Genomic DNA, 16,453 nt, shown 5'->3' with positions numbered 1-16,453 from the left:
ATGAAATATGTTATCGCTTTATGAATAAAAAAATAGGTCTCATTCTATTGCTTCTGACAGGATTGCCCTTGCTCCTTGGGGCCAGCAGTAATAAGAATCCATTTAATATTCGTGGTGTGAAAGGGAAATTATTAAGTAACATCCAATTACGCTTAAGTGAATTGAATGAAACCATTTCACTGAGCCAGGAAACGGATGCAGAACTTCGTTTGCATATTGCCAAAGCGATGCAGCCCTATGGGTATTTTAAACCCCAAATTCACATAAGCAGACAACCTTTACACATTGCAATTATCCCCGGGCCACAGATGCTTGTTACCAAGGTGCAGGTGGCAATTCGTGGGGAAGGGGCACAAAATTCGGAGTTAACCAGGCTAATACAAGACTTCCCTTTCAAGGAAGGTAAGCCCCTGGATAGCGCCCAATATGAAGAGGCCAAACAACGTCTAGTTGGTGCTGCGGAAAATCAGGGTTATCTACATTCATCATTCGAAAAAGCTGAAATTCTAATCGATCTGAATCGGTACAATGCCCAGATTATTTTGTTATTTAATACAGGTCCACAGTATTATTTTGGCCAGGTAAAATTTGACCCCACTTACATCTCGCCGGAATTGCTCCACCGCTATCTCCCCTTTCACTATGGCCAACCCTATACAACAGAACAACTATTGACGTTAAATAACTATTTGGTTGATAGCGGGTATTTCAGCAATGTGGCAATCAAACCGCAAGTGAATGGTCAGCGCTATATTCCTGTTGATGTTCATCTGCAACGCGCAGATCGCATTAATTATTCATTAGGCCTTGGCTACGGTACCGATACGGGCATACGAGGACGTGCAGGCTTTCACGTTGTCCCCGTAAACCGGGCCGGTCATAAATTTAATGTCGTCGGTATAGGTGCTTATAATGAAAGCTCCCTGCAAGCCCAATATATTATTCCGGGACAAAATCCAGTAACGGATCAATACAATATCAGTACCAATTTAGCGAACATGAACTATAACGCCGGTTATAGTGATTCCGTACTAACCTCAATCGCGCAACAACATACTTTATCTGACTTTCAACGAATATTGTCTATTAATGGTTTGTATGAACGCTTCCACTATACCGGTGCGCCTAAAATTGAAAAACTCAGTGTATATCCACGCGCGACGTTCACCTGGTCTAAAACGACTGACAAACTTTTTTCCCCCAGTGGTTATAATGTGACGATCAATGGTTTGGCAGCCAGTAGGGCTATCTTATCGGAAGTCAGCTTTGCGCAGGCATCAATTAACGCCAAGGCTGCGCTTACCTTGCCGGCCCTACGCACACGCTTTTATTTTCATACTATTCAAGGGATAACCCAAATTTCAAACATTAATGAATTACCTTTATCCCTGGCACTGCTACTTGGGGGAGCCGATAACCTGAAAGCCTATAGCTATAACTCGCTTGGACCTGGGAAAATTCTTAGTTATGGCGGCATTGAAATTCAGAAGGAAACGGTGGACAAATGGTATCTTACAGGTTTTTTAGACAGTGGTGATGTCTATATGCCAAGTTTGAAACGTTTACAAAATGATGTGGGGATTGGTTTAATGTGGGTATCACCCATTGGACCAATTAAAATCGGTTTCGCACAAGCGGTGGATAACCATTTTAATCGGATTAAAGGATGGAAACCAAGGTTTGTCGTAAGCATGGGGCCTGATTTATAAATGCGTTTCCTTATTACAGCACTGCGATCCACATTCTATAGCTTGTTTTTGCTTTTTATCCTGGTGATCAGTCTGTTTATTTTCCTCGTGACAACTACCCCAGGACTCTACGTCACTGCCAAACTGGCAACTATTTTTTTGCCTGGCCAACTTCATTTTGAGCAATTACAAGGACGTTTAATTGATCAGCTTTCGTTTAAACATCTGCGCTATCAGCATCAACAATTTGCCGTGGAACTCAGCAATTTCCAGTTAAAATGGCAAGTAAGCGCCCTGTTTCACCATCAAATTACTATCGAACATCTAAACGCCGATAGTTTAACGGTTGATTTATCTCCCCAGAAAGCGGGGGCTGAGAAAACTAACGCCCAATTACCACAATTACCATTTGTCCTGTCTATCAAAGACGCCTCTATCAAGCAAACAAAAATTACCCAGGCCGGCATGCTCCATCAAATCGATGCGATCAATTTGCAAGCCAGGCTAACAAGCAAGCAATGGAAACTTAAAAAACTGGCAATGAACTTAAATCAAATTGCCATTATTGCTGAAGCCAAACTGCAACCCCAACTGCCCTTTACCGCGTCAGCTGCATTGCGATTTAAGTCTGCCAATAAAATATTTCCCTTGGAGGGCAAACTTGATTTAGGCGGTGATTTTTTTCTTTATCATTGGCATGGTGAGTTCACTAATCCTGCCCCACTTACACTCAATGGCACACTAAGGAATGGTTATGAAATCCACAGCACTGCACAATGGCAAGCGATCTTATGGCCGCTTTATAAGGCATATAATCTGGAGAGCAGTAAAGGGGAAATTCATGTGGATGGTTCGCCAGAGGATTTAACACTGCGCCTCAAATCGACTCTTAATTCCCCTTTAGCTGCAGAATGGGAAGTGAATAGCAAAATTACTCCACACAGCATTAATGCGGTAAGCACGGTGAAATCAGCACAAGGCCGTATTGATTTTAACTGCGTTTATAATGCCCTAAATAGCCCGCAAATTCAGGGCCAGATGACAGCACAATCCTTCGATGCTGAGATAAATCCGCTATCCTCCCTACGGCAATTGAAATTAAGCACCGCGTTTGCCGGCGATTCCCTTGGCAATTTATCACTCAAGAGCAACTTAACAGCCCGCTACCGCGACAATTTATTGAAAGCAGTCATCGATTATCAAAATCAACAGTTAAAGGGCAAAATTATCTTAGGCGCTAATCAATTACGACTATCAGGAAAAACGCCTTATCAATTACAGGCAACTGCCAGCTTCCCTCAACTGCAACTTCTACATCCTGATTTAGCTGGCTTAAAAACCTCAATTACTGCAAAAGCGTCGTTAAGCAGCGCAACGAAGGGAGAGGCCCTAATCAGGGTTCGCCCAGGCAGCTATCAATTACCAGATGACAGTTTGCTATCGAGCCTGCCATTTACCGGTGGCGAGTTTCGTGTAGCTTTAAATCCGCAGCATTTACTTATCAACGGCAAATTGACAATTGATCCACACAAGCAATTAGTTCTTAATCTTGAATTACCACAATTTCAGTTGCAAAAGGGTTTGGCAAATGGCCAAAGTCTGCGGGGCTCTCTTCGTCTAGACGTTAATTCACTGGCTTTTCTTAGTAATTTAAATAAAGAGATTAGTAAAGCAGAAGGACAACTCCACGCCATTCTAAACGCGAAAGGTACTATCACCAAACCGATTATTGATGGACTTATTCAACTCGAAAAAGCCAGTTTTTCCTTACCCAAACAAGGCCTTGTGCTCAATCCCGTCCAAATTAAAGTTCAAAGTCAGGCACAGCACTGGGAGACACAAGGCTCTGTTGTTTCTAATGGCAGACCATTAACATTAAAAGGTAACGGTGTTTTTTCACCCGCTATTAGAGGTACAATAACCCTTATTGGGGACAGTGTTCCCCTCATTAATACACCGGAATATCAAATTCATGTCTCCCCTAACTTAAACTTCGAATTTACACCGACATCACTGGCTATGAAAGGTACCCTCCTTATTCCTCACGCCGAGATTAAACCCCAATCCTTTAGTAACTCAGTCAGCTTAACTGGGGATGCAGTTTTTGCAGGTAAAGAACAACCGCCGCCCAATCCTTTACATCTTGATACAGATGTCCGTGTTGAAATGGGGAATGATGTTGCTATTACTGTACAAGGGTTACGTGGTTTTCTTACGGGTGCTATTCGTCTGCGCCAACTACCACAAGGCCCTTTGACTGCCAGTGGAGAATTAAATATTCGTGATGGCCAGTACAAAGCTTATGGACAAGATTTGACAATTAAACAAGGTCAACTACTGTTCACGGGTGGTTTAATTGATAATCCTGGCATTCATGTACGAGCTGTCCGTCAATTCACCAACGCAAATAGCGCGTTTGCAGGCTCAAATGAATTACTTGATTTTAACGCAACCAATTTAAAGACGGTGGATTTCGGTAGTAAAACAACCGTAGGAATTGAGGTCACTGGACGATTGAATGCACCTAAAGTAGCACTCTTTTCTAATCCCCCTACGTTGCAGCAAGCGGATATTTTATCTCTACTCATTCTAGGAAAACCCATTGATCGTGCTAATAAGAGTGGAGGCCAATTATTACTTGCAGCAATATCCTCTATGAATCTTGATTCAGGGACAGGAGGATTGCAAATGATCGACCAGGTCAAACAAACCTTGGGATTAGATTTCAATTACGAAACAAATTCGAAGTATAATTACAACACCAAGCAAACTATCGAGAAAAAATCGGTCATTGTAGGAAAATCATTGTCTAAACGCTTATATCTAAGTTATAACTTTGGTTTGGCCCAATCAGATAGTAACGTCCTCACACTGACCTATTTACTCAATAAATTTTTTAGTATCCAAGTCAATGCCAGTCTTACTGCAAGCGGGATTGATATCTTATACACACGTCGCAAGGAATAATAGGATGACCAATTATCAACTTCCCCTACGTTTAAAGCGAATGCGCCGCAACCCGGCTGTGCGGGCCATGCTACAGGAAACGCATTTACACCCTCAACAATTCATCGCTCCTTTATTCATCAGTGAAACTATCACTGAGAAAAAGGAAATTAAATCGATGCCTGGGCAATTTCAATTAACACTCAATTGCTTACCGCAAGAAATTGAAGAGCTCTCAGCCCTGGGCGTTCCTGCGGTATTACTCTTTGGTATTCCAGCACATAAAGATGCGCAAGGCAGTGCTTCTCTCATGGCGGACGGCATTATTCAACAAGCCATACGTACTATCCGCGATGTCAATAAGGAGATTTTGATTATTACCGATGTCTGTTTTTGTGAGTACACCAGTCATGGTCATTGCGGTATTTTACAGGGTGAGCAGATAGATAACGATGCAACCTTGACCTCATTAAGCCAGCAGGCAGTTAGCCATGCCGATGCCGGGGCCGACTGGGTAGCTCCAAGCAGCATGACAGATGGCATGGTAACAGCGATTCGCCAGGCTTTGGATGAAGCGGGTCATCTTGATACAGCAATCCTAAGTTATGCAGTTAAATACAGCTCAAGTTTCTATGGCCCATTCCGCGAGGCAGCGCAAGGAGCACCTCAGTTTGGCGATAGAAAAACCTATCAAATGAATCCGGCTAATGGCCATGAAGCCATACGAGAAGCCGCTCTTGATTTGGAGGAAGGGGCTGATTTATTGATGGTTAAACCGGCAATGAACTATCTCGATGTCATTTTTCGACTCAAACAACATTATCCTGAAATTCCTTTGGCCGCCTATCAAGTCAGTGGTGAATATTCCATGCTAAAAAATGCAGCAGCTCAAGGTTTAATTAATGAAGAGCAAGCCATGATCGAGAGTTTGCTTGCTATTAAGCGCGCTGGGGCAAATTTAATTATTTCCTATTTTGCCAAAGACATTGCTCGCATATTAAACAAAAAATAGACTTCTTTTGAAGTTCGCTGCAGTGAGAGCAGCGCGAGGAGAGACGGCGCGCAGAACCACAGTGTCACGTGAGTACATGAGGATGCGAGCACCGGTTCGACGAAGCGATGCGCCAATGCAGTAGCGTATAAAAATAACTTCTTGCGAAACTCGCTGCAGTGAGGGCAGCGCGAGGAGAGACGGCGCGCAGAACCGCAGTGTACACCTCAGTACATGAGGATTCGAGCACCGGTTCGACGAAGCGATGCGCCAATGCAGTAGAGTTTCAAAAGAAGTCTGATAAAGGGTTGTCACTAACCAAGCATTACCCTATAGTAAAACCCGCAAGGATTCGTTGTAAACGATGGTAATAATAATAAAAAGAGCGGCCTATTGATTCCTGACCGCTTGAAACAAACCAATTTTTAATTACGGAGTAAAGATATGAATCGATTGTTCAAAGGTTTGACTGTTGCAGCGTTAAGTCTCGCAACCAGCGCAGTTTTTGCAAGTCCTACTTATTTGATTATCCATAACAGAACCAATGTCGAGTCAAACGCCTATATTGATGGAACTATTGACTCCCATCAACCTACTAAAGCGAATAGCGATGGTAAAGTACATTGGGCAGTAGTCAGAATGATTTGCTTCGGACACATTGTAGGAGGCAATTGCGGCGCATTAATTAAAATGGCAACGAATACTTCAAACCCAGTAAACCTAGGTTGGTTAAATTTGAACATCGAGTCAGGTGTTATAACACCTACGGAAATTCGCGCTAATGGGTATACTATAAAAGTGAATGGCCCAGGCGAAGCGACTATCACTAAGGATTAAAATAAAAAAGCCACGCGTTGCGTGGCTTTTTGAGCTTTATACTCTTTACTTTGTAGCAACCGGAACTGGCTTATCAATAGTCCAGACAGCTTGAATACCAACCAAATCTGCGTGTGCATCAATATCAGCATTAATATTGTAAGTACTGAACGAACTAACAGCATCAGTTCTGTTGATTCGACGATCACCGGTAGCAAAGAGGTGTGTATACCCTACATCAACACCAATTTCTGGCTTTAATTGATAATGTGCACCAATAGATAATGCCCATCGATCAGAGTCGGGGATACGGATGCTACGATGCAGGTTAGTGGTTGGAGTCTGATCATAACCACCGCCAACACGCAACATTAACTGCTCATTCACATGGTAATTAGCCCCGAGTGCAAAACGCCAGGCATTGTCATAATCTTCAATAGAAGCAGAAATAACCTTGACCACACCAACGACTGGCGCGGAAGTTAGCGCGTTATTGAGTTGAATAGTTCTTAGGGAATGCCAGCCAGTATAAACCACTGAACCTAAGAGAGCTAATTTCTCATTAACATCTTGATACGCACTTAAGGTAACAATTTCCGGAAGATCGATGTCATTACTGGATAAATTATTATTCCATATCGTGTTATTTGGAGTTGCCGTTGCTACTGAAACCGGGTTTATAACGTTAAACCCAGGTGACGCATAACGACCACCCAAACGGCTGTATCCATTAAATTTATGCTTCATCTGTGATTGGTAATTTAAACCAATGCGAGTGTGGTTATCATTAAACATAGTTAACACACCAGCGTGGAAACCGATACCAAACGAGTCGCCCTTGTTATAACTCATTGAGTCCACAAAACTTGGTGGGAAACCAAACGCTTGCATTAAGGCGGGCTCACCCAGGATGCGATTAAATTTAACTCGCGCATATTGGAAATCAATACCACCACCCAGAGCAAGATTCTCAGTCAGTTTACCACCAATTTCAGGAGAGACATTGGTAGTAATCAATTCGCTGATCGTAGCACCATAACGAACCTGGCTGGTTTTATCCCAGTCAGTAACCAAACCAAATGGTGAAACGATACTTAAACCAAAGGTTGCATTTTCACCTAAAGGCAAGGCGTAATGAAAAGAAGGGACTACGGCATCTTTAGCTCCCTGGATTCCACTAAACGTTTGGCCAAAAGGAGGAAGACCTACCGTTCTGAAAGTACTGGTACCCGTTAATTCAGAGGATGGAAATACGCCTACAGCACCAACAACCACTTGTTGCTGCCGAATGAGTGCCAGACCTGCCGGGTTGTACCAGCCAGTTGACGCATCAGCTGCTTCTGCTGCCACACCCGCAGCATAATTCCCTACTGCCGAAGCAGTACTTTCTGTGTACAGGGAAAAGCTCCCCGCGTTGGCAATAGTACTTGCCATCATCGCAACGACAGCTGCGCTGACGATTGTTCTCATGGGTTTTTGCATGCTCTTCACTCCACACTCCTTAACGTTAAAATGCATCCCGAGATGTTTGCAAAAGACTGATGATAAATGAATTGAAACGGTTTTCAAACGATTAGAGAAAAAATTTCCTAATAAAATCATTAAAATAGTCATGATAAATCCAAGGTGTAATTATTAAAATCACATTGGGAATTAATTGCCATTTTGTTGCAGCCTTCTGCTTGTATCTATTCATCAGTCCATGTTAATGTGTTCTTTTTTTGCACGGGCATAATCATGCAACAAGTCGTTACGAAATTTGGTGGTACCAGTGTTTCTTCTCTTCAAACCTGGGAAAATATAGCAGCCATTACTAAACAACATATTGCCAATGGCGTACAACCGGTTATTGTGTGTTCAGCCCTTACGCAAATTTCAAATAAATTAGAGCAAGCCATCAATGCTGCTTTATTAAACCAGCACCAAACTATTGAAGCAGAGATTCGCCACGGCCATATGGAATTAGCCCAAGCCTTGCAAGTGTCTCCGGAACTGATTACTACTGAGCTGGAACAATTGCATCAATGGTTGACTGGTATTGCCCTTCTTAAAGAAGCACCGGCAAAAACACGGGCACAAATTTTAAGCCTGGGCGAGTTAATGATGACTCGTTTAGGGCATGCATTTCTGCAACAAAGAGAAATTAATTGTCTGTGGTTCGATGTCCGTGAAGCCTTAATTTCTACAGCAATTCCTGGCGGCGATGCTGTCAATTACCTTGCAGCAAGATGCAATAGTGAAGCTAATCCAGAGCTCAGTAAAAAACTGCTTGCCAGTGGCGCAGCGGCTGTTATTACACAAGGATTTTTTGCGGCCAATCCACAAGGAGAAACGGTATTGCTTGGTCGTGGAGGCTCCGATACCTCAGCCGCTTTATTGGCCGCTATCCTGCAAGCCAATGCTTGTGAAATATGGACTGATGTTCCCGGGATCTATACAGCCAATCCTCATCAATTGCCGCATGCACGCCTATTAAAACAATTGAATTATGATGAAGCCCAGGAAATTGCCTCGATGGGTGCAAAAGTTTTGCATCCCAATTGTTTACCTCCCGTACGCCGGGCAGGAATCCCTATGGTGGTCAAATTCACTCGCATGCCAGACCATTCAGGCACGCGGATTTCTAAAGAAAGTGATGATAATGCTCCCCCCATAAAATCCATTCAGGTCAAGCATAGTGTTATCCTGATTTCCATTGATACGCTTAATATGTGGCAACAAGTGGGTTTCCTGGCTGATGTCTTTGCAGCATTTAAAACGCATGGTTTTTCAGTGGATCTACTCTCTTCCTCAGAGTTTAACGTCACGCTTTCATTGGATAGTAATGCCAAATTACGTGACCGTCGGGCATTGGATGCGTTGCTCGCCGATTTGAATCGTTTCGGCCGTGCTAAATTGATTGAACCCTGTAGCGCGGTTAGTCTTGTTGGCCATCATATCCGTACCGTCCTACCCCAATTAGGACCAACCCTTGAAGTATTCGATGCGCAGCAAGTTTACCTCATGTCCCTGGCTTCGAATGATTTGAATTTAACCTTTGTTGTTGATGAATCACAGGCTGACAAATTATGCCAGAAACTGCATAGTCTACTGATTGAAAATAACCCGCAAAGTTTCTATTATTCAAAAAGTTGGCAGGAAGAATTCGGCAAACCCGCATTGAAGAAAACACCTTGGTGGGAAAATGAACGCCAGAAATTGCTGACAATCGCAGCAAACAACTCGCCTTGTTATGTCTACCATAGTCCAACTCAGGCCAATAAAGCCGATGAATTATTAAGCTTAAAATCGATTGATCAACTCTATTACGCGATTAAAGCAAACCCACATCCCGCTATCTTGCAGACACTTTATCACAAGGGGATTGGCTTTGAATGCGTCTCAATAGATGAGTTGGAACATGTCTTGAACTTATTTCCTCAAATCGATAAAGAAAGACTCCTCTTTACGCCCAATTTCGCTGCAAAAGCAGAGTATGAATACGCACTTTCACTAGGTTGTCACGTCACCGTCGATAATCTATATCCTTTGGAAAATTGGCCGGAACTCTTCGTTGAAAAACGCATTTTATTACGTATAGATCCAGGCTGCGGTGCAGGACATCATAAGTATGTTTGTACAGGCGGCAATGAATCCAAATTTGGCATACCGCAGCATGATCTCACTCAGGTCATTCAATTGGTTGCCCAACACCATGTTAAAGTCATGGGGTTACATGCTCACTCCGGCAGCGGTATTTTAACTCCCGAACTTTGGCAGCAGACCGCGCTAATGCTTACAGCATTGGCCGAGCAGTTCCCAGACTTAGCTGTCATTAATCTGGGCGGCGGACTGGGCATCGTTGAAAAGCCTGGACAACAGCCTTTAGACTTGGCAGCCTTGGATGCTTCCCTAATGGCAGTAAAAACCCGTTTTGCTCATTTGAAATTTTGGTTGGAGCCTGGGCGTTTCTTTGTCGCTGAAAGCGGCGTGCTCCTCGCGAAAGTAACCCAGTGCAAAGAAAAAGGTAAAGTCCGATTTATTGGCATTGAAACAGGAATGAATTCACTGATGCGACCCTCACTTTATGGTGCCTATCATGAAATTGTCAATTTGAGTCGCCTGCACCAGGAAAAAACGGGTTTTGCACATATCGTTGGCCCCATCTGCGAATCAGGGGATACCTTAGGTTACGACCGATTGCTACCAGAGACTCGGGAAAATGATGTGATACTCATTGCCAATGCCGGTGCCTATGGTCATTGTATGAGTTCCAACTATAATCTCAGAGCACCAGCGCAAGAAATTATTTGGGACTAATACTCACATGCTTAAGGATAGCCAACAACGTCTACAAGCTACCGATCCTCGCCGGTCTTTTATTGTACAAGCACCGGCCGGTTCTGGTAAAACCGAAATACTGACTCAACGTTATTTGAGATTATTAGGACACGTCAACGAGCCTGAACAAATCGTTGCTCTGACCTTTACGCGCAAAGCAGCCAGTGAAATGCGAGAGCGTATTATATTGGCTTTACAGCAAGCTGCTTCTGGTCTTACTCCCGCCTCTGCACACCAACAACAAACCTACAGCTATGCTGCTGAAGCACTCAATCGCTGTGCAGAACGAGGCTGGCAACTTCTACAACAGCCAGGGCGTTTACGAATTATTACTATTGATTCATTATGTCAGACTCTCTGTCAGGCAATCCCTCTGCAAGAAAAACAAGTTCCCTATGCACAAATCAGTGAATACCCGGAGCGCCATTATCAAGCTGCGGCAAGAGCCTGCTTCGCGCATGCACTTAGTGATATCAATTTACATCAACCCTTAAAATGTTTGTTACAGCATTTGGATAATCGTCAAGACAAATTTTTAGAATTATTGAGTGAATTACTGGCTAACCGGGATCAATGGTTAGCCTCTTTATACTCTGCTCGTGATCAAAGTCAAACAAACTATGAGCAAATGCTTCTCTTTATTGAACAGCACGAGTTAACCCGTTTTAAACAAAGCACACCGGTCAATTGCCAGGACGATTTATGCCAGCTTGTTCGTCAATTCGCCAGTCTTGAAACAAACCCGGACTCCCCCCGCTATTCACTCCGTAACTGGCATAGCTTCGCGCAATTAGATAGAGACCTGGTGGCCAATCTGGCTGCATTGCTTTTAACCTCTCAAGGTCATTTAAGAAAAAGTTTTGATCATCATGTCGGGTTAAAACGTGGAATTTGCGACGATGCGCTCTATAATCATCTAAAAGAAAATAGTAAGGCAATACTCAGCCAACTGGACAATGCACCTGATTTTCTTGACGCCTTAGTCCGAGTACAACACTTACCTGCCCCTCACTATGACCCTGAACAATGGGAGGTATTGCAAGCGCTATTCACTTTACTTCCTATATTAGTCGGGCATTTGCATTTGATCTTCAGTGAACAAAATGAGGTCGATTTTGCTGCCATTTCGCAGCAGGCTCTGCTTGCGCTCGGTGATGAGGAAAATCCTACAGATTTAACACTTTTTCTTGATAACGCTATTCACCATTTATTAGTCGATGAATTTCAAGATACCTCTATTCAGCAGTTTCAATTGCTGACAAAATTAGTCTACGGTTGGCAGCCTGATGATGGTAAAACTCTCTTTATAGTGGGTGATCCCATGCAATCCATTTACCGTTTTCGTCAAGCAGAAGTGGGACTTTTTCTCAAAGCAAAACAACAGGGAATAGGCCCTGTCCAATTAACACCGTTGGAATTGTGTTGTAATTTTCGCTCTACCGCAACCCTGGTAGATTGGGTCAATCACCAATTCCGCACTATTTTTCCGCAACTCGATGATATGGAGTCGGGGGCCGTTTCCTTTCATCCATCAACCAATGTTCTGCCTGCTGATGGAAACAGTTACGTCAAAGCCCAGCAATTTCCAGATCGCCAGCAAGAAGCCCACGCTTTAATTAAATGCATTGTTGACGAATTGGAGGCCAATCCCAACAGTGACATTGCTATTCTGGTGCGTTCACGTAACCAGCTCACTGATATCATGCAGCTATTGCGCGAACAACAAATTAGCTTTCAGGGTGTAGAGATTGAGCTATTAGCCAAGCTTCCTCATCTCCGCGATCTTTGGTCATTAACCCAAGCCTTGCTCAGACCAGCGAATCGGCTAGCCTGGCTGGCATTACTGAGAAGTCCCTGTGCCGGATTATCTTTGGCTGATCTTCATTTGCTGGCCAATTTTGATAAGAAAAAATCCATTTATCATGCTTTGTCACAGTTAGACCACATCGTTAGACTTAGCGAGGAAGGACGTACACGGGCTCGTTTTGTTTATACCGTGTTGCAAGAGGCTTTAGCTTGCCGCCATCAACAATCATTCTCTGGCTGGATAGCACAGTCTTTCCGACAACTACACGGCGATAAAATTTTAACTGCTACCGAGCAAGCCGACCTGGAGCAATTCTGGCGCTTGATTGATCGGTGTACTCCCAACGGTCAATTACCTGAGTGGGATTATTTTAACAACGAATTTAATCGCTTATATTCTCAACGTACCACTCCTTCCCGTTTACAGGTGATGACTATTCATAAATCCAAAGGACTGGAATTTGATTGTGTTATTTTGCCAGGCTTAGGTTCTAAAGCAAGAAACCAGGATAATCCTTTATTACGCTGGTTAAAATTACCCAGTAAAAAACATGGCGAACTATTACTAGTTTCCCCTATAAAAGCTGCGCATCGAGAACAGTGCTTGCTTTATGATTATCTGGGTAAACTGGATAGCGAAAAAAATAGTTATGAATTACAGCGTTTACTTTATGTTGCAGTTACACGGGCTAAAAAAAGACTTTTCCTCTTTGATAATAGTGAAAAAGAAAGCCAAGGAACTTTTCGCAGCTTTCTAAAACACGAAGAATTTCTTACTCAGGCAGAAAGATTGCAACCGATTATGCCTTCCGAAAAATTACCCGAACTTTATCGACTGCCTTTCGCTTTCTATGCGGACTTGCCATCGATATCTTTCTCCAAAATACCGGCAACGACTCTTTTGCCAGCAGATAGTAATGCACGCCAACTGGGAATAGTTGCCCACGAATTGCTGCAATGGATTTGTGATCACCACCCAAGCACCGATGAAAATCTACCTTGGCCACTTGTCATGAATCAACTTAAAAGTTTAGGTTTGGATACGGCAGAACAAGACAACGTTTATGCAATACTACAACAACAAATAGCCCATTTGTTTAAAGATCCAATTGGCCAATGGTTAATACAACCTCATGCAGAGGAAAAAAATGAATACGAATTACTGGTTAGCGAACAAGGAACGGTTAGCACCAGAATTATTGACAGAACCTTTATCGCTCAAGGATGTCGTTGGATCATTGATTTCAAAACCGGCAGTGAACAAATGGAAGCCCAAAAAAATCACCAACAACAAGTGAATGAGTACGCTCGTCTTTTGGCCAGACTAAGGAACGAACCCATTAAATGCGGACTCTATTACCTAGCTAGCGGTCATTGGGTACAATGGGACTATACTGGCCACTTAGCCCTGTCATCTACTGAATAAACCGTGCTTACCATTAAATGAGCCTCTGGAAAATCTACGACGAATACTATAAAAGAAGAAGGATTGTAGTTCCTGATTAATAAATGACTGCCTTTGTGATCAGATATTACACATACCTGACTAAAAAGTGATTGCCGGGGTAATAGGCGTTGTTTTAGATAGCAGTATTATCTATATTTAAATAGCATTTTAATAATTTGATCAACACACGGGTATGGATATATTCGAGTTATTGGATGACTAAGAATTCATATAATAATGGCATATTAATAACAATGCCTAAATTGTTTGTAATCTTTATCCTAATGGTAATTATATTACCGACATTGGGGATATTATTTGGCTTTAAATTAGCAGTTCCTGACTGGTCGAGTCAATCAATCATTATTTATCATGCTCTCTATTATTGGTCTATTTCAATTATTGCGACCCTCATCACCTTACTGGCATTCACCCATTATCAATTAACAAAAGATAATGTAGCGCTTAGTCTAGGTTTCGCTTATTTATTTGCAGCTTACTTCAATACTGCATTTACCCTGGCTAACGAATGGGTATCCCCATTAAGTAAAAATGTTGAAAATTTACATGCCTATGTTTGGGTTCTTTCAAATATTGGCGCAGGACTATTATTACTAGTAGGCTTAAGCGGTTGCTTATTAAAAAAATTAAAGCAACGATATTTAGTATTAAGTTTATTAATTTTAACAAGCCTGTTTATTCTTGCCAGTAATTATTACTGTATGCATTGGCTTAAAGAAGTAGAAAGACTGCCTGAAATTATCCATTCAGAAAACACCATCATACACCCATTTGGTTTAATCAATTTATGTCTCTATCTGTATTTGATTTTCGCTATTTATCCCCGACTCATTAAGAAAAAATTCTCTCTATTAACTCATTCTATTTTTTATATTGCTATCGCTCAAATTGTTATATCTTGCTATATGATCTTTGGTTCAACGCATATTTACGATACCGTTTATCTTAGTGCGCTATTAATACAATTATTAATCTATTTAATTCCCTTTTTCGCACTGATATTAAGTTATCTTTCTAGTTATGATTTTGCGCTTGAAAGTCAAAAAGAATTACGACAACAGAAAGAGAAATTTGAACAGCTATCGACCTATGACCCTCTCACTTTTTTACTGAATAGGCGGGCTTTTGAAGAAACCACCAATAAAATGATAGAAAATGCCAAACGTTATGATTATAAATTTACTCTGTTATATCTAGACTTAGACAACTTTAAATCCGTTAATGATTCGATAGGACATGATGTGGGAGATGCGTTAATTAAAGCAGTTGCCATACGCTTAAAAAAATCCATACGAATGAGTGATTATTGTGCCCGATTAGGTGGCGACGAATTTGGGATCATTCTTACAGAAATTAACTCACAAAATGAAGCTAATCTGGTAGCACATAAATTAATTACTATCTTGAATAGACCATTCCGTATCAAGGGTAAACAACTTTATACTGGAGCCAGTATCGGTATTGCTATCTATCCATCGGATGGCACTACGTATCATGACCTATTAAAAAATGCTGATACTGCCATGTATCGCGCTAAAACATCAGGTAAAAATACCTATACATTCTATACAAAAAATTTATCGAAAATATATTCCCATGAGTTGGAGATAGCAACTCAGTTACGCGTCGCCCTTAAGAAAAATGAATTTTATCTTAGCTATCAACCTATCTATCATTTACTGACCAAAAAAATCATTGGCGGTGAAGTGCTTTTGCGTTGGAAAAATAAGCTTTTGGGAAAAATTATCCCCCAAGAATTTATTAGTATTGCAGAAAAACTGGGAATGATGATTCCTCTGGGTAACTGGGTATTAGAAAACGCTTGTAAGCAAATTGAAATTTGGAATCATAAATATCAAAAGCCCCTGCAATTTTCGATCAACGTATCTCCGATTCAATTGTCCAATTCCAATTTTATACGGAAAATAAAGTCTACTTTAAGAAAACATCACATTAATCCAAACCTACTCAACCTGGAATTAACTGAAACTGCTTTATTAGAAAATCGAGTGGGTGTTGAAAAAAACATAATCGCTTTAGAGAAAAATGGCCTTAACCTAGCACTTGATGATTTTGGCACCGGGCATTCCTCGTTAACGCGTTTGAAAAACTTACCGATTAGCACCTTAAAGATTGATAAATCATTTGTGATGAATATTGAGCATGAAAGTAATTCTGCAATCATTATTGAAATCATTATCCAGCTGGCCAAAAAACTACAAAAAAAAGTGATCGCTGAAGGAATCACCACAGAGAGTCAATTAAAATTCCTAATAGACCATGGATGTCATTATGGACAAGGGTTTCTATTTAGTGAACCCTTATCTGCAAATCAATTTGAGTCATTAGTTTATATCGCGTCTTCAAGTTAACTAACTGCTTATTCAGTTAACAAACGAGAGCAATTTTGATTACCCT

General features: G+C 41.7%; 8 protein-coding genes. 7 read left to right on the top strand and 1 reads right to left on the bottom strand.

The window, feature by feature from the left end; genetic code table 11:
* Positions 1-20: 20 nt before the first annotated feature.
* The 4 genes from ACN4Z1_RS05365 to ACN4Z1_RS05350 all read left to right on the top strand — a co-directional run bounded on the left by ACN4Z1_RS05365 (position 21) and on the right by ACN4Z1_RS05350 (position 6,462).
* Positions 21-1,709, top strand: a complete 1,689-nt coding sequence (locus ACN4Z1_RS05365) for an autotransporter assembly complex protein TamA (protein WP_228364362.1) — start codon at positions 21-23, stop codon at positions 1,707-1,709.
* Positions 1,710-4,655, top strand: coding sequence for a translocation/assembly module TamB domain-containing protein (locus ACN4Z1_RS05360; protein WP_419388044.1), 2,946 nt, complete (start codon positions 1,710-1,712; stop codon positions 4,653-4,655).
* A 4-nt stretch (positions 4,656-4,659) separates the two neighbouring features.
* Entirely contained in the window at positions 4,660-5,646 is a 987-nt protein-coding gene (hemB, locus tag ACN4Z1_RS05355) for a porphobilinogen synthase (protein ID WP_419386331.1), read from the top strand.
* 423 nt (positions 5,647-6,069) lie between these two features.
* Positions 6,070-6,462 (top strand): hypothetical protein, encoded by a 393-nt coding sequence (locus ACN4Z1_RS05350; protein WP_228364365.1) that lies wholly within the window; start codon positions 6,070-6,072, stop codon positions 6,460-6,462.
* A gap of 45 nt (positions 6,463-6,507) precedes the next feature.
* On the opposite strand, the gene ACN4Z1_RS05345 is transcribed toward ACN4Z1_RS05350, so the two are convergent.
* Positions 6,508-7,959 (bottom strand): OmpP1/FadL family transporter, encoded by a 1,452-nt coding sequence (locus ACN4Z1_RS05345; RefSeq protein WP_419388074.1) that lies wholly within the window; start codon positions 7,957-7,959, stop codon positions 6,508-6,510.
* 219 nt (positions 7,960-8,178) lie between these two features.
* Here ACN4Z1_RS05345 and ACN4Z1_RS05340 point away from each other — a divergent pair, with 219 nt between their 5' ends.
* From ACN4Z1_RS05340 to ACN4Z1_RS05330, 3 genes are all read left to right on the top strand, one after another.
* The gene (locus ACN4Z1_RS05340; RefSeq protein ID WP_419388045.1) at positions 8,179-10,740 is read left to right on the top strand and encodes a bifunctional aspartate kinase/diaminopimelate decarboxylase; all 2,562 of its coding nucleotides are present in this window, start codon (positions 8,179-8,181) and stop codon (positions 10,738-10,740) included.
* A gap of 7 nt (positions 10,741-10,747) precedes the next feature.
* Positions 10,748-13,993 (top strand): UvrD-helicase domain-containing protein, encoded by a 3,246-nt coding sequence (locus tag ACN4Z1_RS05335; protein ID WP_419388046.1) that lies wholly within the window; start codon positions 10,748-10,750, stop codon positions 13,991-13,993.
* Between the two features lie 275 nt (positions 13,994-14,268).
* Positions 14,269-16,407, top strand: a complete 2,139-nt coding sequence (locus tag ACN4Z1_RS05330) for a putative bifunctional diguanylate cyclase/phosphodiesterase (RefSeq protein WP_419388047.1) — start codon at positions 14,269-14,271, stop codon at positions 16,405-16,407.
* Positions 16,408-16,453: the final 46 nt, after the last annotated feature.

The sequence above is a fragment of the Legionella sp. ST3F1 genome (assembly GCF_048553315.1).
GTDB classification, from domain to species: domain Bacteria; phylum Pseudomonadota; class Gammaproteobacteria; order Legionellales; family Legionellaceae; genus Tatlockia; species Tatlockia donaldsonii.
The sequence above is the reverse complement of the archived record's forward strand: the minus strand, read 5'-3'. Positions and strand labels throughout refer to the sequence as shown.

What these genes read in the sequence shown, in the direction of transcription:
- ACN4Z1_RS05335 (WP_419388046.1), top strand. Translation starts at nt 10,748, where the DNA reads ATGCTTAAGGATAGCCAACAACGTCTACAAGCTACCGATCCTCGCCGG.
- ACN4Z1_RS05365 (WP_228364362.1), top strand. Translation starts at nt 21, where the DNA reads ATGAATAAAAAAATAGGTCTCATTCTATTGCTTCTGACAGGATTGCCC.
- ACN4Z1_RS05330 (WP_419388047.1), top strand. Translation starts at nt 14,269, where the DNA reads ATGCCTAAATTGTTTGTAATCTTTATCCTAATGGTAATTATATTACCG.
- ACN4Z1_RS05340 (WP_419388045.1), top strand. Translation starts at nt 8,179, where the DNA reads ATGCAACAAGTCGTTACGAAATTTGGTGGTACCAGTGTTTCTTCTCTT.
- ACN4Z1_RS05345 (WP_419388074.1), bottom strand. Translation starts at nt 7,959, where the DNA reads ATGCATTTTAACGTTAAGGAGTGTGGAGTGAAGAGCATGCAAAAACCC.
- hemB (WP_419386331.1), top strand. Translation starts at nt 4,660, where the DNA reads ATGACCAATTATCAACTTCCCCTACGTTTAAAGCGAATGCGCCGCAAC.
- ACN4Z1_RS05360 (WP_419388044.1), top strand. Translation starts at nt 1,710, where the DNA reads ATGCGTTTCCTTATTACAGCACTGCGATCCACATTCTATAGCTTGTTT.
- ACN4Z1_RS05350 (WP_228364365.1), top strand. Translation starts at nt 6,070, where the DNA reads ATGAATCGATTGTTCAAAGGTTTGACTGTTGCAGCGTTAAGTCTCGCA.